Origin of the sequence: Acaryochloris thomasi RCC1774, from assembly GCF_003231495.1 — a bacterium.
Classification (GTDB): Bacteria; Cyanobacteriota; Cyanobacteriia; order Thermosynechococcales; family Thermosynechococcaceae; genus RCC1774.
In genome coordinates this window covers 1-20213 of record NZ_PQWO01000032.1, presented here as the reverse complement: position 1 = coordinate 20213, position 20213 = coordinate 1, and the positions used below count along the sequence as shown (strand labels likewise).

At 50.9% G+C, this 20213-nt stretch carries 25 protein-coding genes; 5 read left to right on the top strand and 20 right to left on the bottom strand.

Annotated features, from left to right (window positions below):
• Positions 1 to 89: 89 nt before the first annotated feature.
• The 3 genes from C1752_RS25380 to C1752_RS25370 all read right to left on the bottom strand — a co-directional run bounded on the left by C1752_RS25380 (position 90) and on the right by C1752_RS25370 (position 1439).
• Entirely contained in the window at positions 90 to 677 is a 588-nt protein-coding gene (locus C1752_RS25380) for a hypothetical protein (protein ID WP_110988846.1), read from the bottom strand.
• A 4-nt stretch (positions 678 to 681) separates the two neighbouring features.
• On the bottom strand, positions 682 to 1101 hold the full coding sequence (locus tag C1752_RS25375) for a hypothetical protein (RefSeq protein ID WP_110988845.1): 420 nt from the start codon (positions 1099 to 1101) through the stop codon (positions 682 to 684).
• A 71-nt stretch (positions 1102 to 1172) separates the two neighbouring features.
• Positions 1173 to 1439, bottom strand: a complete 267-nt coding sequence (locus C1752_RS25370) for a hypothetical protein (RefSeq protein WP_110988844.1) — start codon at positions 1437 to 1439, stop codon at positions 1173 to 1175.
• Positions 1440 to 2452: 1013 nt separating this feature from the next.
• Between C1752_RS25370 and mobF the strand changes: the two genes are divergently transcribed.
• Together mobF and C1752_RS25360 are read left to right on the top strand one after the other, a co-directional pair.
• Positions 2453 to 6436 carry a MobF family relaxase gene (mobF, locus tag C1752_RS25365; protein WP_110988843.1) on the top strand — a complete coding sequence of 1328 codons (3984 nt, stop codon included), beginning with the start codon at positions 2453 to 2455 and terminating at the stop codon, positions 6434 to 6436.
• Positions 6437 to 6473: 37 nt separating this feature from the next.
• Positions 6474 to 6710: a hypothetical protein gene (locus tag C1752_RS25360; protein ID WP_233501886.1), complete on the top strand. Its 237-nt coding sequence runs from the start codon at positions 6474 to 6476 to the stop codon at positions 6708 to 6710.
• Here the strand turns inward: C1752_RS25360 and C1752_RS25355 are convergent.
• The 14 genes from C1752_RS25355 to C1752_RS25290 all read right to left on the bottom strand — a co-directional run bounded on the left by C1752_RS25355 (position 6704) and on the right by C1752_RS25290 (position 14383).
• On the bottom strand, positions 6704 to 7072 hold the full coding sequence (locus C1752_RS25355; RefSeq protein WP_146242433.1) for a hypothetical protein: 369 nt from the start codon (positions 7070 to 7072) through the stop codon (positions 6704 to 6706). The two genes, C1752_RS25360 and C1752_RS25355, sit on opposite strands and share 7 nt — an antisense overlap.
• A 180-nt stretch (positions 7073 to 7252) precedes the next feature.
• On the bottom strand, positions 7253 to 7429 hold the full coding sequence (locus C1752_RS28685; protein ID WP_158535213.1) for a hypothetical protein: 177 nt from the start codon (positions 7427 to 7429) through the stop codon (positions 7253 to 7255).
• Complete coding sequence (locus C1752_RS25345) at positions 7422 to 7805, bottom strand: hypothetical protein (protein ID WP_146242432.1); 384 nt, start codon at positions 7803 to 7805, stop codon at positions 7422 to 7424. Before C1752_RS25345 ends, C1752_RS28685 begins: the two co-directional genes overlap by 8 nt.
• 20 nt (positions 7806 to 7825) lie before the next feature.
• Positions 7826 to 8332 (bottom strand): pentapeptide repeat-containing protein, encoded by a 507-nt coding sequence (locus tag C1752_RS25340; RefSeq protein ID WP_146242431.1) that lies wholly within the window; start codon positions 8330 to 8332, stop codon positions 7826 to 7828.
• Between the two features lie 237 nt (positions 8333 to 8569).
• Positions 8570 to 9187 (bottom strand): pentapeptide repeat-containing protein, encoded by a 618-nt coding sequence (locus tag C1752_RS25335; protein WP_110988837.1) that lies wholly within the window; start codon positions 9185 to 9187, stop codon positions 8570 to 8572.
• A 53-nt stretch (positions 9188 to 9240) separates the two neighbouring features.
• The gene (locus C1752_RS25330) at positions 9241 to 10773 is read right to left on the bottom strand and encodes a pentapeptide repeat-containing protein (RefSeq protein WP_110988836.1); all 1533 of its coding nucleotides are present in this window, start codon (positions 10771 to 10773) and stop codon (positions 9241 to 9243) included.
• Complete coding sequence (locus C1752_RS25325) at positions 10764 to 11081, bottom strand: hypothetical protein (RefSeq protein WP_110988835.1); 318 nt, start codon at positions 11079 to 11081, stop codon at positions 10764 to 10766. Before C1752_RS25325 ends, C1752_RS25330 begins: the two co-directional genes overlap by 10 nt.
• Positions 11074 to 11199, bottom strand: a complete 126-nt coding sequence (locus C1752_RS29785) for a hypothetical protein (protein WP_274704542.1) — start codon at positions 11197 to 11199, stop codon at positions 11074 to 11076. Before C1752_RS29785 ends, C1752_RS25325 begins: the two co-directional genes overlap by 8 nt.
• Positions 11200 to 11258: 59 nt before the next feature.
• Positions 11259 to 11534, bottom strand: coding sequence for a hypothetical protein (locus C1752_RS25315; RefSeq protein ID WP_110988833.1), 276 nt, complete (start codon positions 11532 to 11534; stop codon positions 11259 to 11261).
• 95 nt (positions 11535 to 11629) lie between these two features.
• On the bottom strand, positions 11630 to 12163 hold the full coding sequence (locus C1752_RS25310) for a hypothetical protein (RefSeq protein ID WP_110988832.1): 534 nt from the start codon (positions 12161 to 12163) through the stop codon (positions 11630 to 11632).
• Positions 12164 to 12228: 65 nt separating this feature from the next.
• Complete coding sequence (locus C1752_RS25305) at positions 12229 to 12468, bottom strand: hypothetical protein (RefSeq protein WP_110988831.1); 240 nt, start codon at positions 12466 to 12468, stop codon at positions 12229 to 12231.
• 325 nt (positions 12469 to 12793) lie between these two features.
• Positions 12794 to 13123 carry a hypothetical protein gene (locus C1752_RS25300; protein WP_110988830.1) on the bottom strand — a complete coding sequence of 110 codons (330 nt, stop codon included), beginning with the start codon at positions 13121 to 13123 and terminating at the stop codon, positions 12794 to 12796.
• Positions 13124 to 13467: 344 nt separating this feature from the next.
• Complete coding sequence (locus C1752_RS25295; protein WP_110988829.1) at positions 13468 to 13695, bottom strand: hypothetical protein; 228 nt, start codon at positions 13693 to 13695, stop codon at positions 13468 to 13470.
• A gap of 1 nt (position 13696) precedes the next feature.
• Positions 13697 to 14383: a hypothetical protein gene (locus C1752_RS25290; protein ID WP_110988828.1), complete on the bottom strand. Its 687-nt coding sequence runs from the start codon at positions 14381 to 14383 to the stop codon at positions 13697 to 13699.
• A gap of 162 nt (positions 14384 to 14545) precedes the next feature.
• On the opposite strand from C1752_RS25290, the gene C1752_RS28680 reads away from it, so the two are divergent.
• The 3 genes from C1752_RS28680 to C1752_RS25280 all read left to right on the top strand — a co-directional run bounded on the left by C1752_RS28680 (position 14546) and on the right by C1752_RS25280 (position 15990).
• The gene (locus C1752_RS28680; RefSeq protein WP_158535212.1) at positions 14546 to 14722 is read left to right on the top strand and encodes a hypothetical protein; all 177 of its coding nucleotides are present in this window, start codon (positions 14546 to 14548) and stop codon (positions 14720 to 14722) included.
• 67 nt (positions 14723 to 14789) lie between these two features.
• Positions 14790 to 15353: a helix-turn-helix domain-containing protein gene (locus tag C1752_RS25285; RefSeq protein WP_110988827.1), complete on the top strand. Its 564-nt coding sequence runs from the start codon at positions 14790 to 14792 to the stop codon at positions 15351 to 15353.
• Positions 15354 to 15363: 10 nt separating this feature from the next.
• Entirely contained in the window at positions 15364 to 15990 is a 627-nt protein-coding gene (locus tag C1752_RS25280; protein ID WP_110988826.1) for a transposase, read from the top strand.
• A 48-nt stretch (positions 15991 to 16038) separates the two neighbouring features.
• On the opposite strand, the gene C1752_RS25275 is transcribed toward C1752_RS25280, so the two are convergent.
• The 3 genes from C1752_RS25275 to C1752_RS28675 form a co-directional block, all read right to left on the bottom strand.
• Positions 16039 to 16992, bottom strand: coding sequence for a hypothetical protein (locus tag C1752_RS25275; RefSeq protein ID WP_110988825.1), 954 nt, complete (start codon positions 16990 to 16992; stop codon positions 16039 to 16041).
• Between the two features lie 298 nt (positions 16993 to 17290).
• Entirely contained in the window at positions 17291 to 18955 is a 1665-nt protein-coding gene (locus tag C1752_RS25270; protein WP_110988824.1) for a type IV secretory system conjugative DNA transfer family protein, read from the bottom strand.
• Positions 18948 to 20213: chromosomal replication initiator protein DnaA (locus tag C1752_RS28675; RefSeq protein WP_158535211.1), on the bottom strand; the 1266-nt coding region annotated here is incomplete at its 5' end. The genes C1752_RS25270 and C1752_RS28675, both read right to left, overlap by 8 nt.

The following is a 20213-nucleotide window of genomic DNA, read 5'->3' as shown; positions in this document are numbered from 1 at the left end:
CAGTTGCTTCTTTTGCTGAGAAATATGTTTTTGCCGCTGGGCCTGGATCTGGGAATTTTCTCTAAGCTGCCCCTGTATCTGATCGTCAATTATTCCGCTGACGATTCGGGCAATTTCGGAGCCGAGGGAACTGCGGGAAGCCCCAGCATCTCGATGAAGGTGGGTGCTCTTTCTCGACCTTCTCTTTGGCGCTTTCCCATAGCTTCCTGAATATCAGCCTCCAGGTCACCCGTACGTATCCGTTCATTGAGATCTGCTAAGACTGCTTGGTCTAATGCAGTTCCAAAAAGCTCATCCTGTCGGGCAAAGGTATCTGGCACTTTTTTATACAGCTTGCCCCCTTGCTCCGAGATCGCTGCCGGTAAGTCCCCTGATGGGTGAACCGGAGATATTTCTTCCGACTGCGACGGTTGTGACTCAGGCTGTCCGCTACCCTGCGATTCAACCCATTCCTTTGCTTGCTGATAATCTTGAGCGTGACCGTTGACGAAAGCGTCCAGTATTTGAACGCCGAGGTGATACTGATCGGTAGTCATTTCTGTAGCTTGAGGCTCAAGACCCAAGCATGTGTACAAAGCAGTTGTTTGGCTGCTTAGTTCTTCAACACTAAGATCGCCAAAACGCTCTTTGAGTGCAGCCTCTAACTCTGAACTATTGACCTTTTTGTTTTTTGCCATTGGATTAATCCTCTACAATTTCTGCATGTACTAATTGAGGCGGTGGACTGATCTTCGACAAGTCCACCTCTGGAGGTTTTACCCTTGCCCGAGATTGTTTAGTGCTGCCACCTCTGCGATCGCAAACGGCAGCAGAGGTGGCAGCTTCAGTAGTCTGATTTTTCTTTGCACGTCTGGCTTCCGCAAGCTTGAGCTTCTTAACGGCTTGGTAATGTTTCTGCAGTGTTTGAGGGCTTAGAGTGATCTCTGCCTTTAATTTTTCCGTTATTTTTTTGAGCGGGTGTCTCTGCTTCTCAATCATGTCTTGAAGGAGAGCGAAGTGCTTCTCTACCCACTGATGATGAATCGATGAACGCTCAGGGATATGATCCCCTTCGTCATGCAGTTCTTCTAGGAGGTCTTGTATTTTCTTGAAATCAGTCACGGTATTACTCCAGATAACGATATGACCCTTTGCCTAGATATAGGCGAACAAGTACTGTTGAGCGTGCCGAGCTATCTATCCTGGCGACGAGGTTTTCCTCGCTGCCAGCGTTTATTTTTCTTCGTTGCTTTGTAATGCTTGGACAGCGTTGCGGGACTGATTTGAATCTCATCAGCAAATTGTTCACAGACCTTGGTGTAAGCCTGCTTCTCAAGCAGCAGTTGAAGACGTTCAAAGTTCTGCTCTACCCAATCACGTTGAGCGGATGGTCGTATGTAGGTTCCTTCCCATATAAGCTCTAACAATAAGAGGGTTGTGTGAGGTCTTAACTCTGTCATCGAGCTACTCCTATTTACGCGGTTATATATCTATTGCAAGTCGCAAAAATAGCTGTTATTAAGGTGAAATCTGGTGCCATTGAAAGGCTTCCTATCTACTACGCCTCATGGGTTACAAAGCTGTTTACATTACTTCATCACTATCGTTACGAGTCCTTTATCGCAACAGCACCTCCAAGACTCACGAAAGAGAAGTTTCAGGAGAAGAAGTCGGCGTTACGGGGTGAAATTGCAATTGTTTAGGTCTTTCGATACAGACCACTTACCACAGCCCCAATCCCAAGACCTACAATCAGACCGTTCAAAACAGGGAGATCGCGGCTACGGAGCTGCTGTACAGCTCTTGATTCGGCTCCAAAGCACACCCTTAACCTCAGCGCTTTCAGATAGACTCTCTTGCCAGTGTCACAAGACTCACGAGAGCCTGCAGTAGTCAGACGCCCCAATCCAACCCGCCCTAGCACTACAACTCTCACCCCAGGACTTACGCTCAGATACTTCATACCGGAGAGATAGAGCTTTTCTAGAGGTGGCTACATCCGCAAACCGTCTTGCCCCCTTGCCCTAACCTTGAGACTTGCGAACAGGACAACAGGAGAGCTACTGGGAGTTAGCACCATTCGTCAGCCCCAGACTTACCGCTCCCTTGCCACATCTCTCAACCCAAGACTTTCGCCAAGCTGAACTCATGGACGTTCTGGGGCCTATGCGATCAGGCTACAGTTCGTCAGCCGTATCCTTTCGTCAACTCTGGCCGGAACCCTAGCCCTAAGAGTAATGCTCTCGCTTATTCGGGAGGCAGCCTGGAGCGGAAGAAGTACTTACGCGTAACTTAATTTCCCGGAGGATTCAGACAGTACGGCGCTCCCGCGCCCAAAACACGGAAAAAGAAAGGAAGGCGGTAAGACAAAGACTGCATAAGGATTACGCCCCAGAGCACGTTAGAAAAAACTGGGGCTTCGACAGCTTTTTCGGCCACTTGCAATAGATGAATAGACGCAAAGTTCATCTCAATGCTCACCGCCCACAACGTCAGACCAGAGGCAGCAGCCTCCTACTACGAACAAGAAGATTCCTACTACGCGCAGGAAGAAAATGCCTGTGGGTCACGCTGGTATGGAAACCTTGCCGCGCAGGTTTGCCTTGAGGGTGCAGTGGAGGCAGAAGACTTCCGAAGGTTCATCCACGGCAGAGCGCCCAACGGCGTCAGACTACGCGGCGTCAGCAATGCCGGGAATAAAACCAGGGGAGGTTACGACCTCACGTTCTCTGCGCCCAAGTCAGTTAGCCTGCAAGCACTGGTCTGGAATGACACGCGAGTGATTAAGGCTCATCGAGAAGCCGTTGATGCGGTCCTCAAGGAAATTGAACTGAATCACTCCCTCGTTGAGATCCGCACCGGAGGTAAACGCCAGAAGGAGATCACCGGCAAGTTAGCGATTGCCACCTTCACCCATGCCACCAGTCGCAAGATGGATCCGCAGCTCCATACCCACGCCATCATCATGAACACCAGCTACTGCAGTGATGGCAAATGGAGAGCACTGCGGAACGAAAGCTTCTTTCGAGATAGCCGACGTGACTTAGGCGTTCGGTATCAACATGAACTCGCCGCCAACCTACAACAGATTGGCTACGGGATTGTCTGGAAGCCAAACGATACCTTCGATATCACTGGGTATACAAAAGAACAGCTACGGGCCTTCTCCCAGCGCACCGTGGAAATAGAAGCGATTGCCCAAGCCAAGGGCGTTACAGGCTGGCGAGAGCTAAAGCACATTAGCCTGCAAAACCGCCCCGTCAAGGAACTCGAAGAACCCCAGAAATTAAAGCAGCAGTGGCACGACAGAGCGCAGGGGGTGGACCTGCAAAATCCCAGGCTGCATATCGTTCAAGAAAACGTGGTCTCTATCCCTGTGCGTGAAGAACAGCAGGGCATAGAAAGGACTACGGCAGAAAAGGCTTCAACCGTTCAACCCACAAAACCAGAGGACATCAATCATGGAAGAACTACTAACACTCGTGAACGAGATCAAGCAGCAGAACCAAGTCATGAGCGAGAGGCTGACGGCAGTCGAGAAGCAGAACCAAACCATAAGCAGGCAGTTGGAGACAGCCAACGGACGGTTGATGTCAGTCGAGCAACAGAATCGGCTCTTGATCCAGCACAATCAACAGCTCAACGAGAACAACGAAGCCAGACACAAGAAGGTGCATCAATTGGTCAATCAGTCGATGAATACAATGCCAGTGGTTCTCAACGGGCATCTGATGGAGTTCACCGAAGCACTGAGCGAAGCGCTGAAGGGCAAGAAGAACGACGACCTAGCCCAGAGCATCAAGCAGCTTTACGGAAGGCTCGACGCTTTGATGACCCAAATCAACGACGCGCAGCTCAACAACGTCTCGATGCTGGGCACCAATCAAGACTGGATGGAGCAGTTGCAAGACTTAGTGGGAGAGTTGAAGCGGCACGGGCTAACGGGTCGCTCATCACTGACGATCGATCTACCGGATACGGCGAGCCTGCCAACGTCTCTAGAGACCAATCAGATGCAGCCCTCAAACGCTCCATCAACGAACTAGCCAACGACATCAATACTTTTAATGCTCAGGAAGTATTGGCGGAAACGCTACCGGGCATCAATCAGGCGCTAGAAAAGTTAGGACTGACCATCGACAAATCACTGGAGCTGGCTCAAGAGAAGGTTCATCAACCTGATCTCTCAAGCTCCATTGATTCACTCGCAGATGCGATCTCACACAACCAAGCTGAAGCGGTCATGCTGGAGGTGGGTGCCGCACTTGGAGAACGCTTGCAGCACCTAAGCCAGAATCACAATCTCGTTGAACTCGCCGATGCGATTCAGACGAATGCGGACCTGCAGGTAATCGCTGAATCTGGCTTAGGTGAAAAGCTGCAGGAGCTAGCTAGCGTCGTTGAGAACCAAAGACCATCAGGAATCACTTTCGAGGGTATAGAAGAACTAGCTGAAGTGATTCATTCAGGTGACATCGAACAAACCTTTGCTGAGTCGTTGCCCCTCATCTCAGAGACGCTTGATGCTCTGCAGCTACAGATTGACCAGAGCCTCACAAAAGGGGTGGCAGATCACATCACTAACGCTGTGGGGCAGTGGACCAACGAACAGCGCATGGTGGAGGCGATGGCTGCAGGCGATCAAGCTCAGGTGATGGAGCTACTTCGGGAGTTCACGGGACCGTCAACCGTCAGGCCACAGGTGCAGGAGTTAGCGGAGGCATTACACGGCTGGCAGGAGCAACAGCTCATTGCTGAGGTGGCCGCTGAGTTCTCGGGCGTGATGGATCGTCTCAGAGGACAACATGGCATCGAACAGTTGGCAGAGGTCATCACCAAACAGCAAGCAATGGAGCAGGTGGCTGAGGTCATCACTGAAGTCAGCGGCAGGTTGGAACAGTGGATGCAGTACCCACAGATGGCTGAGTTGGCTGAGCTAATTCAACAGCAGGCCGACGTGGGGACACTGCTAGAGTCGGGCCTCACCGATAAGCTCAACCATGTGGGCCATAGCCTAGAGCAGATGACGAGGCAGCAGCCTTCTCTTGAAGGGGTGCAGGAGCTAGCTAAGGCGATTCACGAGACCCAGCAACAGGATGCCATAGCCGAACACATGCAGGTCTTTGTGGGCCTAGGCGATCACGTTGAAAACTGGATTGAGCAGCAGGCCGATGTACAGCGATTGGCTCTGCTCGTTCAGACACTCAGGTCCAATCCTGAGGTGTCGAGAGAGGAGCTGCAGAGATTAACGGAGCAGATGCGGAATATGGGCATTGATGTCACACCCAAACCTCAGAAGAAGGCAAAACCTGTGGTGGAGAAGCCAGTACTGAAGAAGGATAGGCAACCCACCCAGCCACCGACTCAGCCACAAGTTGAAAAGCCGGTACTGAAGAAGGACAGGCTGGAGGCTGAAGCTCAAGTAGCTAACGAAGCTCCACAGCAGTCAACAGAAAAGACAGGACGAGTGTGGACAACACAGAGATTGCAAGCGCTGGAATACCTGAGACCCACTTACATCGAGAAAGAGCGGTGGGTGGAGCTGGTCAAAGATTCATCAATCCATCCCCAAGTGGCTGCGAAGTATTTCTGGTCTCTCGATGGGCCAGGGGCCAAGGAACATTTACTCAACTACGCGATGGGGCAATTCGCAGGCCACGGCACCCAATACACCACAGCTCAGGTAGAAAAGTTCTTAGCTCGATACGAGCATCTTGAAGCGGGCGGACTCTGGTGTGAAGGCAGGCCGTTCAATGGCGAACCGTGGGGGCAACTCAAGCCTAATACACCCGTCACTGAGGAGAAGGACAAGGATCGCTTCACCATCTACCTGAAAAATGGTCAGGTGCAGAACCTGGAAAAGCCTGCAAACTACAAGCCAGAGCTGAAAGAACGCAAGTACGAGTCTATTCCAAAGGCGTCACAAAACCTGCCCTCACACCGCAGTCACTTTGCCTTTGCCAAGGATCTCGATGACATCAAGAACGAAACCAAGGAAGTCTGGATTACTGAAGGGGCCAAGAAGGGCGCTGCAATCTATACCAGGGGTATTGATGCGATTGCTCTCAATGGCGTCAATGGGGGCTACAGCAAAGATGACAATGAGCAGCGGTATCTCGATGGACATCTCAAGCAATACAACTGGCAGAGCCGGACGGTGGTGCTGTGCTTCGACAAAGATCCACCGGAGAAGACCAAGACACTACGGAATGTTGCCATCGCAATGCATCGGTTCGGTCGGCTGCTAGAGCAACAGGGAGCCAAGGTGGAGGTGGCCGAGATGCCAGGGAATGACCAGGGCAAGCTGGGGATCGACGACTGGCTGGCGCGGGGTAATCAGTTGAGCGACTTGAGCTATTCGACACTGGATGAATGGGCGCAGGAAAGTCCCTGGCTGGAGAAGGAGCTTGCGGCTCATGAGTATGAAATGGAGCAAGAGGAAGGGTTTGAGTATTGATGCGAGGAAATTTGCCAAGATGGAGCAAAAGCACGAAATGATCAAACGAATGGACGCAATCGATATTCCAGAACAGCTCCCTTTCCTTGAAGCTATTAGCTGGCAAGCGGATAAGGAAAAGCTGAAGTCCTTGGAACCCTTTGATATGTTGCGCTGCTATGAAAGGGGCTGGCAAAACCTGGGCGTTCTCTCAGATCCCAGTGATGAAGAATGGGCCTTTATCCGGGCCTTAGTTGAGCGCTACAAGTCCTGGTTAATCAGTGAATTTCAATAAACTTTACGAGCTACCATTCCCCACAACCGAGGGAAATAAAAGACAAACAGCAGGGCGATCGCAACGGCGGCTATCTCCCAGTAGATCGAAGCGAACTGCTGATCACCGGAAAACAAACGATCTGCGATCAGAACCATGACAGCCCGAAAGGACATACCCAGTGGTTTTATCTGCCGGTATCGATATAGCTCAACTGTTGGCAGGGTGAAAAATACGCCCACCATCATCAGACTCGGGAAGCCGATTGTGGCAAGCGTCCCATTGATCAAGAAATTACGATATGCCGCAACCAAAATCAGAACAACGCCCAGCAGCGACAGACTTGCGATCGCCTTATCCATTAGCGGTATCTTTCGCCTCATGCTGACAGGGTACCAAGAAGAAGATACACAGAGACTATGACGGCAGTTGAACTGAGAAAACGAACGCTCAAGCGCTGGAACTACCGCTGCGCTCTGTGCCCCTGGAAACGCACCTATAAGTACGCGCATGTCCACCATACGAACTACCGTAGATACGGCCACGAGCTGATCGGAATCGACCTACTCCCGCTGGCTCCCGGCTCCCACCGCTTCATCCATCGCTGGCTCGGCTGGGGCGATCGCGTCCGTACCCAACGACTGGGGAAGTACCCAAACCTGCTGCAGCGGCTGGCGCACCTCTGGTGTCGGCTGATGCTGGGGGTGTGCTGGGGGTTGGGGGGTTAACCTCTCAGTCATCATCAATACCAAAACCCTCATCAACCTTTTGTTCTGATTCCTGTTCCCGCTTAAATTCTTGTTGCTCAAGCTCATCGGCAAATGACGTGAGATGAGCTACCAATTCTGAAGAGGGCTGGTAGATATCACGATTGGAATCTGGGGCAATATCTATCACCTTCTCTCCATTGTCATCCCAAACAATGACTTCGCTGCCTTCAATGGAAGTTATTTGGTATCGCCATACAATCCCCTCACTTGAGAAACACTGCTCCACGCCCGTTATGAAACCACTGTGCCCTGTTATAGTCACCGTTCTCACATGGAGAGGGTACTTTGGCTTACTGGAAGACCAGTACCGAGGTATCTGCCGCTCTACTGATGGAACTTGAATCATCGAATTTCCTCTCTACCGATCTACCGATAATCTGGCTTTACTGTTGTCAACAGAATTCCCTCGAAAAACTGGGTGTTCCGAATGATTGCGTCTTGGAGCTGAATCTTTCCGATTTTTGAACCACCGAAATTAACATTGGTTAGGTCTGCACCAGAGAAGTCTACGATTCGCAGTTCAGCGCCCTCAAAGCTAGCCCCAGCCAGCTTTGTATTTCTCATGTTGACCCTAAACATATTGGCATCGCGAAAGTTGGCTTGCCTCAGGTCTGAGCCTTCAAAGTTAACACCCGCAAGCTTTGAATAATTAAAGTCAATTTCTGGCAATGACTTACACGAAAAATCAGCATTGTTGCTCACTGCTCTGCAAGAGAAATCTCTCGCTCCTCGCTGGTACTCACGCCATACAGACTCCGGGGTCAAAGGCGTCGGGAAAGAGAGAGTTGATGGCTCTAACTGATCACAATCTGGATAGTAGTAGTACTGATAGACACATAAATCCTGACGATCGAACATCCATTCACCATTCACACGAGTTGCCTTTATCCTCCCCCTACCTACATCAGAGAGGATATGCTCTTTGTCCAGACTAATTAGGGATATAGCATCTTCAAGGTTTATCTCACTCGACCCTGACACAGCAATGCTTCTGTCGATTAACTCCACTAGCTGCCATGCTCCAACTACATTACACAAATAAACTCAGTTCCAGACACAAAGAACGAAAATGAACCGGGGTGAATACTGTTGCTCACAAGAGTCGAACCGTCAGAAGGAGACCATGCTGATACTGACTCCATCTAGCTTTGCTCCACTCATCAAGCTGACCGCAAAGTTAGTCCGATTCAGGATAGCTCCACTGAAGTCAGCATCCTCAACCACAGCTCCCTCAAGGTTTGCATCGGATAGATCTGCATTCCTGAATACGGCTGAGGTAAGATCCGCACCAACAAAAATGGCCTGCTTGAGAATACATCCAGAAAAGCTTGCACCCTTCAAGCCGGACTCCCAAAAATCAATACCACTAAGATCCTGACCATCAAAACGTCCACCTTTTATGGAGAGTCCAGGGAAGTATCTTTCCCCTGCCTCATAAGCCTCGATCACACCTTTTGCCTTTTGTTCAGCCCAATCGCCCAACCAGTAGGGACCACAGGAGTTCTCAAGCCAGGGCGCGGAACCGTTGTGATTGTTTCTTTGCCAGCAGAACTTACTCAGCCCGCGCTTGCTAAACCGCCACTGACCATCAATGCAAGCCCCAGGTAGATAACCCTGGCACACAGCATTGTGCAACTGCTCCTCCGTCACACCCAGGAACGCCGCAGCCTGAGCTGGCAGAAGGATCTCGTCAACTGGCGTAGAGGCTTTGGCATTAGTTGATTGCATACGTTCACATTCTCCAAACTTGTTGTTGACACAAATATCTCAATACATGGTTCTTAAGCACCTGGAGGCCAAGGATCTGCCCCCTCTAGATTGGCCCCATAGAGATTCGTGGCTTTAATCCACACATTACGAAGATCAGTGCGCGATAGATTGGCATACGAGAAATCTACCCCTCGCAAATCACAACCCACCAGACATGCACCTTCAAGGTTCGCACCACTAAAATTGGCACCCCGCAGATCGCTCTCCCATAAATCGATGCCTCGTAAATCCATCCCAGAAAAGTTAGCGCCTCTTAGCGCGAGGATCGGAAAACGACGCTCTCCACTCTGGTACTGAGAAATTAAACGCTCTGGCGAAGTAAGGCTGTATCCCTTAGCCAACACTTGCTCATAAGCAACCGGAAACATCGTAGGAAGTACAGACAAGCTCTGCCAAGAGAAGTAGCTATATTCGACTTCATCCCAGATATTCGTGCAACTTGTTCCATCGACATAGTTGATATAGCGAGTATCGTTATCGTCGATGCGATTCTCCGATGGCTTCTCTAGGAAGTAAATCAAAAAGTGATCGCCAAAACGGGCACAGGTGTTCGGGTCTAGCTTTAAGAGGCACTTGATATCTGTTTCAGGTCGTTCCTCCTGAGCCGACCAATATTCAGGACCATCTTCGACCCGACACCAAATCTCGACGCCTCCCGCATGGCGAAAGGATTCGACCGGGGCATTCTGGTTCCACCAGTCGCAAATCTTTCGCACTGCTTTTGAAGTGTGGTACTGACCCGCTGACAATGAATGAGTCTCTTGTCGCGCATCTTCTACGGCTTCAAGCAAAACGTCAGAGGGGATCTCTAAACAAGCACAAGAAAGATGCTCTTTGCGATAGGTCGAAAACGTTGTAGCTGGCTCGATATTGTGGAGCTGGGTTTGATTCTCAAGCAACTCAAGGTGGGGCACGTCACTCCAGGCATGGCTTTGGAGGTCAAGTGTCTGCTCAAAATCAATACGGAAGTGACTTTTATCAAATCTGCAGTGAAACGAATCATCGCTTTTCGCGAATGTATGACCCAGTGATGATTCATCGAAGTGCGCGATCGCCTTCGCATTTTGAGAATTGATGCCAAACATAGTGTTGGCACTCGCCATTGAGAAGAGATGACCCTGCTGTGTATGCTCCAAATTGAATCTGATGCGGTGATGGATCGTCCAAGGCTGATTCTGATCAACTTCCCAAGTTAAAGACAATTCGGCCCAGGTCTGATTCTCTAGCAATGGAAACTCCCAACCCATCTTGCGATCAACACTCCCAGCGACATAAAAGCTCTCGTTAGGGAAGGGCTGAGTGATCTGAACGTCGATGGGCAGGACGTTATGAAAGGTAAAATGCGGCAACCCTAATGGACCTGCGCCATCATTCCTCAACTTCAGATTCGCCCTAATCAGAGAGACGGAGGAAACCCGACTGTTTATCAAAATCTGGGGCATCAAATGAAGCGTCCAATCGTCACAATCAACGTATGGGATTGGCTGGCCGTCAGGTGTCACCAAAACGCTGCTGTCACCTATTTTCTGTACCACTATCTGCATGGTCGCACTCCTTCTCCATCGCTCTCACTTACCAACCTCAATGCACCAGCCACGATCCCATCGAAGGTGTTGCGACCAGGACCGGAGGCAATATTCGCGAAAAAATTCTTATCGGAACCAAGTACAGTCCGATGAATGCCATCCGGCCTAATCTGGGTCTCCAAAACCACGCCATCGTCAGAAGAAACAAGGCGATCTCGCAAGTCTGGCGACCTTAGAATAGCCACAGCAGATTCACTGGACTCATCAGCCATTTGCTCAACGAGACCCAACAATCGCCTTGATGCTATGCCGAAGAAATCACTCATCAAGCGTCCCCTTTTCCCGCAGATCGTCCAAAGCCACCGGAGGCAGGTCTGCAGCCTCAACAGCAGCCGAACCACCGAAAGGCAGTGGTGCGCTGTTGTCGCTTCGTGAGTCTTGCAATTGGGTACTGATGCATACAGATTTCCCACTACCCACTCTCCCAAGCAAATCCAAGTGCCTCATGAGATCAGCCCTCCTAGATCCAAGGAAGTTGGGATCGCAGTCTCCCCAGCCTCATTCATTCTCAGATTCGCAACAGCCAACTCAGGCAAAGCTGCTGCCTCCACAGGAGTCGCAACGCAAGTACAACAGGTGTTGTACTTGCGTCCATTGACAATCAACCGTACTTCCTGAGCAGACAGCGGGTGTCGGGCGAATAAATCGGTGAATCTATCGTCGAGAGACAACGATTGTTCAAGCTGCTGCCTATCTTCTGTGATGAATAAAATATGCATGTGAATTACTCCGCTGACGTTGTTGAAGGCGAATGAATACTCCTTTTCGATAAGCAATAATACGATTCGCCTTATCCAGGTTCACTCCAACCAAGTCAAGACGCCGTAGCAGCTAGCTGCTTTTGAGTGCCACCATCGATCGCATGAGACTGAGAAATACTCTCTGAAAGAAGATCGCGCCATGCTGTCAGGTACCTCAGCACCACCTCGTAGCGATCGCTATCCAGGTAATACCCAGAAGGTACGCCCAAGTGCTCCTTCACCTGTTGATTTCCTAGCAACTCCAGCTCCTCTAGATCCTGAGGAGTCAAGCCCGCAGACTGAATAGACGACCACACCTCATAGAGGCCCATCCCTGGCTGCAATAGATGATGATATTCGTCCCAAAACTGCATTGCCGTCTTCCATGACAGGTTCCCAGCAATTAGACCAATGGGGCCATCCGATAGCTTCTGCTCAAGAGTGACATTGCTAAAGTCAGTTAGAGCACTGACCAAATGGGAGGTTAGGCAGTACTTTGTGCTGTCCATTTTCTTCATATCCAGCAGCCCACGAGAGACTTGATAGCGGATACCATTCTCTAGCTGGTTAATGACAGTTGATAAAGCTGTAATCAGTTGAGTACTCATTTCATTCTCCAATATTTATTACGGTGGTCATAGGAACCCGTGGAATAACCACAGGCTCCTATCGTCTACACACGCTGGAGCTGATTCTCTTTCCAGAAAGCAGGACGATCGCAGCTCGATAACTCTAGCCATCGCTCACCGGCTGACGTCGGTTGTTCGTAGGCTATGTAGTTCCGAATCACGATAAACCTCCTCTCTGGGCAAAGTTTCAGGTAAACCTCCTCGCCGATCGCATACTGCGGCTCGGGCACCACAGCATTACTCTCAGGAAAGTGCTTGTTCCAGATGTGCGCTGGAATTGCCATTGGTCGTCCTCCGACTGACTTGGGTGTTTCCAGCAATCGAAGGCTATGCCTTAGCAGACCAACGGCCTTCTCTCCCCACTCGGAGCGATCGCTGAGCAATTGCTCTAAGTGGCTTGAAAATATGAGTCGGGTTACGCACCGACTCTCTGCCAACAAAAACTAATCTGCTGGGCTTATGCGCCAAACAAGTTGGTTGTGATATCTATCTATTGCAAGTGGGGCAAAAAGCTGTCGAAGCGAAAAAAAATGCTCCCAGGTATGACCCTGAGAGCGCTGATATATCTACGGTGTGGCTAGTGAAGACAAAACGACATCGCCAAGGAAGTTATGACGCTTCCCCGAGACGACGCTCTGCCTCCTGTCTCATAACATCTTCCAATGTGGGGCGCGGCGTCCTTGCCTTGGGTTGAGCTGCGGGCTTAGCAATGGGCTTCACGGCAGGTGGTGTAACGACCTTACGTGGAGGGGTTACCTCAGCTTTCGCGGCAGGCTGTCGGACAGCCGTTGGCGAAGACTTAGCTCCAGCGTTTGCCTTTGACTTAACTTGAGCCTGATTCGACTCTGCCCAGGCGTTCATTGACCTGTACAGAACCGATAGCGCCACGATCACAAAAGGAGTGTAGAAAACGTCTACTAGATGTATAAATCCAAACATGATTCGATTCTCCAATTTTGTTTTTTGTCAGTACTGACATCTCTTGCGAGACATCGCGGTGGCAAATGCAGGGGATTGGAGGCCCGTGCAATGCCTAGAGCAATTGGAGGGATCGAACCCCTAACCACTCCGTAGAATGGCTCCTCCCACCGAGGACAATCGCAAATGAATGAAACGCCCTATATTCGGCTAGTTGGAACCCATGACCGCCAATGAAATGAATCACTGGGCTTAAGTCGGTTTGGTGTATGTCTATCTATTGCAAGTGGGCAAAAAAGCTGTCGAGCGCAAAAAAAGCGCCCCCAGGTTTAACCCTGAGAGCGCTTATTGTTTCTACGGTGTGGTTAGTTATAGAGAGGGTAGAACTTCGCTTTGATACAGGTTTCCACCTGCACCAGATCCATATAGCTATCTGGATCAAAGTTCTCTGCATAATGCGGGTAATGCTCGGCTATTAGCCATCGCCTCACCGCTTCTGCAAATGTCTCACCCTGGGGCTTGACCACCCTTTCTATTTGGCCACGGAGCACGGCAACGGGGTCTCCGGGTAGGTAGACTGTCTCGCTGCTCATGCTACGCCTCCTGTTGTTGCATACCTAAAGCAATCCGCTGAACCGTCAGCAGGTCCGAATGTTTGCTAAAGTCCCAAGCATCAATAGCCTCAGCTTCCTCTGGAGCAAACTGGTCTTTCAACCACTGCCGCAGATCGTCTTCGGTATTGACCCCTACCAACTGGTAAATCTCAGCCCGCAAAGTGACGACAGGATCATCACTGTGGCTTTCAATCCGGGATTGCAGGGCGCTCTGTAGACTCCTCACAGACTTCATGCTCGTTAATTTAAGCTCGGAATCTGGGATATCATCTACAGCCGCTTTTGCAGCTTCTGCATGGTCCGCAATGAAATAGACAACGCCGCGTACGGCTTTTGCCCACGTCAACCGACCGCCGCCTTTTGACTGAACTTTCGCCTTTCGCTGCGTCAACCCGGAGGCATCGGCAGACAATAGACGAAACAACTTTTCGCAATGCTCACGCTTCCGAAAACTCACAGCCTTATAGTTCAAGTCATGCGCGAACCCGTTAAGACCACCGACTTCGGCATTGGTCTCATCGTAGTAAGTCGCGATGACCCAGTTCCTGAGACCCTTCGCGTTGGCGATTGGCTTTTCAGAATGCTGGGAAGCATGTTTGCACATGCCCTCGATTAAAGAGTTGCGAGTCAACTTGGCGATCGCGTCGTTATTAGTTGCGTTAGTCATCGTTCGATTCTCCAATTTAGTTAATGTCAGTACTGACATCCCGGAGGACATCGCTTTGGCAAATGCAGGGGATTGGAGGCCCGTGCAGTGCCTAGAGCAATTGGAGGGATCGAACCCCTAACCACTCCGTAGAATGGCTCCTCCCACCGAGGACAATCGCAAATGAATGAAACGCCCTTTATTCGGCTAGTTGGAACCTGTGACAGCCAGCAAAATGAATCGCTGGGCTTACGTCGGTTTGGTGTATATCTATCTATTGCAAGTCGTGAAAAAAGCTGTATTCAAACAAAAACGCCCCCAGGTTTTACCCTGAGAGCGATTGCTATTTCTACGGTGTGATTGAGACTAGTACTGAGCGGCACGAATAGCCCTATCCTCAAGAAGGAGTTGAGCGCGTAGTGTTTCGATGCCTAGATTATCGGCCCCGGCAGTATTGTTGAGTGAATCAGACCGGCTAGCCCTAGAAAAGCTGCTGAGACGGTCAAGCACGCCTCAACAAATTGCCCTTCGCGCCAAGATCATCCTTCGGTCCGCCTCCGGCGCAGGCTATGGCGAGATTTCCAGAGCCTTGAGCATTAGTCTCGATACAAGTCGCTTATGGCGTCGGCGTTGGCTAGAGTTATCAGATTGCGATTTATCAGTAGAAGAGCGTCTTAAAGATGCTCCCCGCCCCGGTGGTCCTGCCAAATTTAGCTTAGAGCAACTAACCCAGTTGTATGCTCTTGCCTGTGACCCACCGGAGAAATATGGTCTCCCTATTAGTCACTGGAGCGCTCGGGAATTAGCCACTGAGATGACCAAGCAAGGCATTGTCGAGAGTATCAGTGAACGCCATGTGGGTCGATTGCTGGAAGAAGCAGACCTCAAGCCGCACCAGAGTCGCTACTGGTTGCATCCCCCCCGACCCACAGTTCCAAGCCAAGGTCGACGATATCTGTCAGGTCTACCAGCACGCTCAAGGACGGGCTGAGCAGGGAGAGATGACCTTCAGTCTCGACGAAATGCCAGGGATTCAGGCGCTAGAGCGCACCATGCCAGACATACCCATGAAGCCGGGTCGACCGGTCAAGCGCGAATTTGAATATATTCGTCATGGCACTCAAGCGTTAATTGCTAGCTTGAATGTCGCCAGTGGCCAAATCGCCAAGGCAACGGTGGACAACACCCGAACTGAGAAGGATTTGGAGGCTCATGTCAGCGGTCTCCTTGAGGAAAACAATGCAGCGAAAAAGTACCATTTGGTGATGGATTGTCTCAATACTCATCAATCAGAGGCGATGGTACGCCTAGCATCTGCATTAGAAGAAGAGCAGATTGAATTGGGGGCTAAAGGAAAGCGGGGAATTCTCAAATCGATGGTCACGCGAGCTGAGTTCTTGACCAACCCGTCTCATCGACTGGTAGTCCATTTCACCCCTAAGCATTGCTCGTGGCTCAACCAAATTGAACTGTGGTTCAGCATTCTGGTGCGAAAGCTACTGCGGCGTGCGAGCTTCAAAAGTCAAGCGCAGCTCAAACGAAGAATTCTAGAATTTGTGGAGTACTTCAACCACACGATGGCGAAGCCTTTCAAATGGACTTACAGGGGGAAACCGCTCGTGGCTTAAATAATGGCTCTATTCATGCCGGACAGTACTAGTTAGGAAGTGCAAGCATCACGGACGAACCGCTCTGCCATCGACTAGCAAGCTATTCGCATAACTCACCAGCTCCTGCTTTTCGTGCGCCTCTACTTCCGGGGGATTAACCCGATCCTCTATCAGAGCCAGGTTGAACCCAGCACTTAGACCGAACGCAATAGCTAAAACTGAGCAAAGAGTATTTAGATCCTTCGCAGGTTTTTCGCTACTCTCAACAGGGCGAACACTCTCCTGAGCCTGCGTCTCTGATGGGTCAGCACCAGATACCGCCGTCTCGTCACATGAGCAACGTGACGGAACGCCAGGACAGTCTACAAGACCTGCCCGACGCTCCGGCTCAAAAGGACAGTCGCTACACTCCTCATCGGTACACTCCTCACTCGCCTGACTTTCAGTCGTCAACGACTCAAAAGAAGGATGGGCTTCTTGAGACAAGACGTTGTTAAACGAACTTGCCACAGGCTCCCACTCTGTCTCCGACTGCTCCTTGAGCCAATCAGAAAGCTCCGCCTCCTCAATCGCCGCCTTGGTCTCCTTTAACAGATACGTTTGGCGAACCAAATGATCGCATAGAGTGATACATTGCTGAGCTAGCCATACCATCGGCTGACTATCACTGCGCTCTCCGGCACACTCAATATTGCTCTCGGCAATACCTGAGTAATAAACCGTCAGCTCAGTCTCAGAACAAGCAGCACTTCCACACAATTTCTTTAGTCTCCACTCACAACTTTCTGCCAAACAAGAATTCGCCCGAAGAAGACTTCTGTAAACAGTACGAAGATTTTTGCGGTCTCCGAAATCAAACCAGTCCCTATAGAAACTGGGGAGGCTAATCCACTCCTTGAATATATCGACATTGGGGCCTGAAAAGGTCCAACGCAGATACGCCAGAAGTGTACTCAGATCCTTGTTCTCCGCTTGTTCACAAAAGGTCTCACCAAGAGCTTTCTCACTCAACTGAAACATGATTTTTCCTCCAATTCATTGTCAGATCTGACATCCCGAAGGACATCGTTTTGGAAACTGTGGGGGATTGGAGACCCGCACAGCACCTAGAGCAATTGAAGGAATCAAACCTCCAAACCACTCCGTAGAAAGTGGTTCCCTCTCCTCTGAGGGCATTGCTAGTTAAAGGTCTGCCCTTTATTCAGATTTGAGTTCTGCCAATGACTGCCAGCGAAATGAATCACTGGGCTTAAGTCGGTTTGGTTATACCGATCTATTGCAAGTGGAGATAAAAGCTGTATCTAGCTGCGTTCCGGTGCTATTTATTGCCGCCCTTTGGACCCCTGTGTGTCCCTTTATCAGGGTTTCCTAGAAGTTTCTTGGCTTCGTTGCGTCTGGCCTTAATCATTGCATCGACTTCGCCCGTCATCGCTGGAGCACGTCCGACGAGCCGAGGCAGACAGGCTTCTTCCCAAAGCCCTTGCAGTTTCGCTTCCTGCGCTTCGTCTTTACTGGTATAAGTGAAGCGATGCCGGAAGGGGACCGACGCTTCTTTTGCATTGCGATGCCCACTGTTGAGGACCAAGGCAACACCCTCGGGCTGCTTCAGAATATCGGCTGCTTGCAACATATCCACGGCTTGCTCTCGACCGGAAGTGCTACGGCTACGTTTACCCGAACTCCAGCCCTCTGTTTTGGATTTTGTGCCGACTTGCTCCTTACCAAGCCACTTCGAGAACATTTCTGCAGTCTCGTCATCATTGGGATTGAAGAGCATTTTGGTCGGGCAACCCGTCTTCAACTCGCGGCGGCGGTCCTTGTCACACTGTTCTAGATTCTGCAAACCGATCAGGCCCACAAAACCATCCGAACGATTTGTATTGAGCCATTCTGTAATCGGCAGTTCCAGGGTTGATAGCTCGTCTAGAGAAGCGATAAGAGGAACACCACATTTATTCAACAAATTATTTTTCATCGTCATCCGAAGGGTTGAACCAATCAACGGCTTCAAGGCTTCGGAATTATTGCGATCCATCCCAAAGACGATCATCTCTTTGGGCCTCAGGATTGGATCAAAGCTTGACGCTCCAACAACGGCGTTGATCATGTTGTCGCCCAGTAGGAAGTTCGTCAAAGGCTTGATGGTCGAGGTCAACAAACCCGCCAACTGCTTTGGACTGCCTGCGGTTGCGATGGCTTGCTGCAGCATCAGGCGCTGATAACGACCGATCTTCGCTGACTTGAGCCGTTCGATGAGGTTCTCAGATTGCAGAATCATCAACACCGTCAGCAGATCGGGGTACTGGCAACCTTTGACGACGCAAAAGATGGGAGCCAATAGACTCGCGGCGCTATCCAAGAAAAATTGAGTCGTCGAATCGGTATTAACCTTGCTATCGTTTTGCAGGATGGAGAGGGCTAGCTCCTGGGCACCGATCATATCCTCTGGACTCTCAATTAGGTCCAGGGGGTTGATACGCTGGCTCTCAGCAAAGCCAGGGGCAAACACATTGATCCGCTTGTACCCTCTCGCCGCTGCATAGGGAACGAGCTGAGAGGCTTGGTCTGGATACTTCCAGTCAAACATGATGATCCGGTGGCCCTGGTCAATCGCTGATCTCACTAGCGGGTTGATCACCGAGGCCGTCTTACCCGCACCCGGAGAACCCAGCACAAGTACCCCTGGCTGGGCATTAGGGACTGCCAGAAATCCCTTTTGCCCTGGCTGTCTGATGTTGAATGCAGTTTTGGTCAGCTTCTTTGCCGCCTGCTGTTGCTTCATCAGATTTAGGGCGTTCTTCTTCTCCAGCCCCTTGGCAAGATGCCCCTTGGCTAGCTTGGTCTTTTTGGTCTGACCGGCAAAGACCTGCAGCAATAAGACAGCCAGGACACAGGCCGAAAGCATCCCAAGACGAGCCGGGTTGTTCTTGGCATATCTAACGAGGCTTGGATCTGACGGTTGAACTTCAAGAAAATCAGTCATCACCGAACTCGAAGCCGTCGTCTATCTCCTGCTCCTGCTCAGCTTCTTGCCCGAACTGATGTTGCTCTAGCTCGTTGGCTGAAGTGGTTAGGATATCTGCAAATTCAGGGCTAGGTTGATAGGTATCGGTGTTTGTAACAGGGTCAATATCGATCACCTTGTCGCCATTGCCATCCCAGACTTTCAGCTCTTCACCATAGGATTCAATCTTGAAGTGGGCACCCTCGAAGCTCTTCTGGCCGGAGCCATCGCGATCCCCTAACTGATTGGCAAGGTAATGCGCCGCATCAAGAACATCCGCTCTGGACCCAGGCTCAGGGGCAGGCTCTAGATTCACGCTTAGCTCAGGGTCATCTAGAGAAACGCTTTGGACTATCTCGTTGGCTGGCTCAGCCGGAGCGGGGGCTGGCTGTGAATCCGACTCCTGAAGATAGTCGAGAGCGCTAGCTGGCTCCGGCTGAGACACTTCCTGCACTGGCTGGGGTAAGTCTTGGGCTGGCTCCGGCTGAGATGCACCAATATCAAGCCCCTGAGACTCAAACCTTGGCTCAATTCCTGCATCCTTCATCGCCTCCACAAGCCTTGACTGGACTTCAGGAAGGACACGCTCGGCTTTGTCTATCTTTGGCTGCAGATATTCAAAGCCGGGTTGATTCACTCTCGTCTTGTCAGCATTCAATTCCTGTCGAACAATCAGATATCGAGCCATCGTCACCGCAAGCGATGGGTTGCCACCAGCAGCAACTTGCTCAATGTCGGATTTCGTAATGGAAAGACTTGGCTCACTCTGCGCTGAATGCTGAAGCTGCTCCGGCTGGGGCGACTGCTGAACTGGCGCGGGGGGCACATCAAATGTCTGCAAAGGCGCTTGCTGCTGAGTGAGCGGTACCTGTTGTCCTGCGACAGGTGGACCTGAGACAACATTCTGGCGAGCGGGGGGATTCGGGTTTGTTTTCACCCGTTCGGCTCGCGCACGTTCGGCGGCGTCTATCGGCTGGCTGGGGAAATCCGGTTGTCTTTGCTCGGGGCGCTGGGCCTGGGGTTGCGCGGGGGTTGAATCTGAGGTAATCCCAGGAATATCAACAGATATCTTGCGATTCTGCTCTGGCCCAAGCTGATTGAGCAGAACCTTACCACCGGCCACCTCGAAGACTTTGCGACCCCCTACCTTGATCTCCACATCTCGCGTCAGGTCGGCATGGGAATATCCCTGAGCCATGCCGGTGGCAATTTTCAGGTAGTCTAAATCATCTTTGGG

Excerpts from the sequence above, each read along its gene's own strand:
- mobF (WP_110988843.1), top strand. The coding sequence starts at position 2,453 with ATGCTCACCGCCCACAACGTCAGACCAGAGGCAGCAGCCTCCTACTAC.
- C1752_RS25345 (WP_146242432.1), bottom strand. The coding sequence starts at position 7,805 with ATGATTCAAGTTCCATCAGTAGAGCGGCAGATACCTCGGTACTGGTCT.
- C1752_RS25325 (WP_110988835.1), bottom strand. The coding sequence starts at position 11,081 with ATGAGTGATTTCTTCGGCATAGCATCAAGGCGATTGTTGGGTCTCGTT.
- C1752_RS25310 (WP_110988832.1), bottom strand. The coding sequence starts at position 12,163 with ATGAGTACTCAACTGATTACAGCTTTATCAACTGTCATTAACCAGCTA.
- C1752_RS25360 (WP_233501886.1), top strand. The coding sequence starts at position 6,474 with ATGATCAAACGAATGGACGCAATCGATATTCCAGAACAGCTCCCTTTC.
- C1752_RS25300 (WP_110988830.1), bottom strand. The coding sequence starts at position 13,123 with ATGTTTGGATTTATACATCTAGTAGACGTTTTCTACACTCCTTTTGTG.
- C1752_RS25305 (WP_110988831.1), bottom strand. The coding sequence starts at position 12,468 with ATGGCAATTCCAGCGCACATCTGGAACAAGCACTTTCCTGAGAGTAAT.
- C1752_RS25280 (WP_110988826.1), top strand. The coding sequence starts at position 15,364 with ATGACCTTCAGTCTCGACGAAATGCCAGGGATTCAGGCGCTAGAGCGC.
- C1752_RS25335 (WP_110988837.1), bottom strand. The coding sequence starts at position 9,187 with ATGCAATCAACTAATGCCAAAGCCTCTACGCCAGTTGACGAGATCCTT.
- C1752_RS25330 (WP_110988836.1), bottom strand. The coding sequence starts at position 10,773 with ATGCAGATAGTGGTACAGAAAATAGGTGACAGCAGCGTTTTGGTGACA.
- C1752_RS25295 (WP_110988829.1), bottom strand. The coding sequence starts at position 13,695 with ATGAGCAGCGAGACAGTCTACCTACCCGGAGACCCCGTTGCCGTGCTC.
- C1752_RS28685 (WP_158535213.1), bottom strand. The coding sequence starts at position 7,429 with ATGACTGAGAGGTTAACCCCCCAACCCCCAGCACACCCCCAGCATCAG.
- C1752_RS25285 (WP_110988827.1), top strand. The coding sequence starts at position 14,790 with ATGCCTAGATTATCGGCCCCGGCAGTATTGTTGAGTGAATCAGACCGG.
- C1752_RS25380 (WP_110988846.1), bottom strand. The coding sequence starts at position 677 with ATGGCAAAAAACAAAAAGGTCAATAGTTCAGAGTTAGAGGCTGCACTC.
- C1752_RS25355 (WP_146242433.1), bottom strand. The coding sequence starts at position 7,072 with ATGAGGCGAAAGATACCGCTAATGGATAAGGCGATCGCAAGTCTGTCG.
- C1752_RS25275 (WP_110988825.1), bottom strand. The coding sequence starts at position 16,992 with ATGTTTCAGTTGAGTGAGAAAGCTCTTGGTGAGACCTTTTGTGAACAA.
- C1752_RS25290 (WP_110988828.1), bottom strand. The coding sequence starts at position 14,383 with ATGACTAACGCAACTAATAACGACGCGATCGCCAAGTTGACTCGCAAC.
- C1752_RS25315 (WP_110988833.1), bottom strand. The coding sequence starts at position 11,534 with ATGCATATTTTATTCATCACAGAAGATAGGCAGCAGCTTGAACAATCG.
- C1752_RS25270 (WP_110988824.1), bottom strand. The coding sequence starts at position 18,955 with ATGACTGATTTTCTTGAAGTTCAACCGTCAGATCCAAGCCTCGTTAGA.
- C1752_RS28680 (WP_158535212.1), top strand. The coding sequence starts at position 14,546 with ATGAATGAAACGCCCTTTATTCGGCTAGTTGGAACCTGTGACAGCCAG.
- C1752_RS25370 (WP_110988844.1), bottom strand. The coding sequence starts at position 1,439 with ATGACAGAGTTAAGACCTCACACAACCCTCTTATTGTTAGAGCTTATA.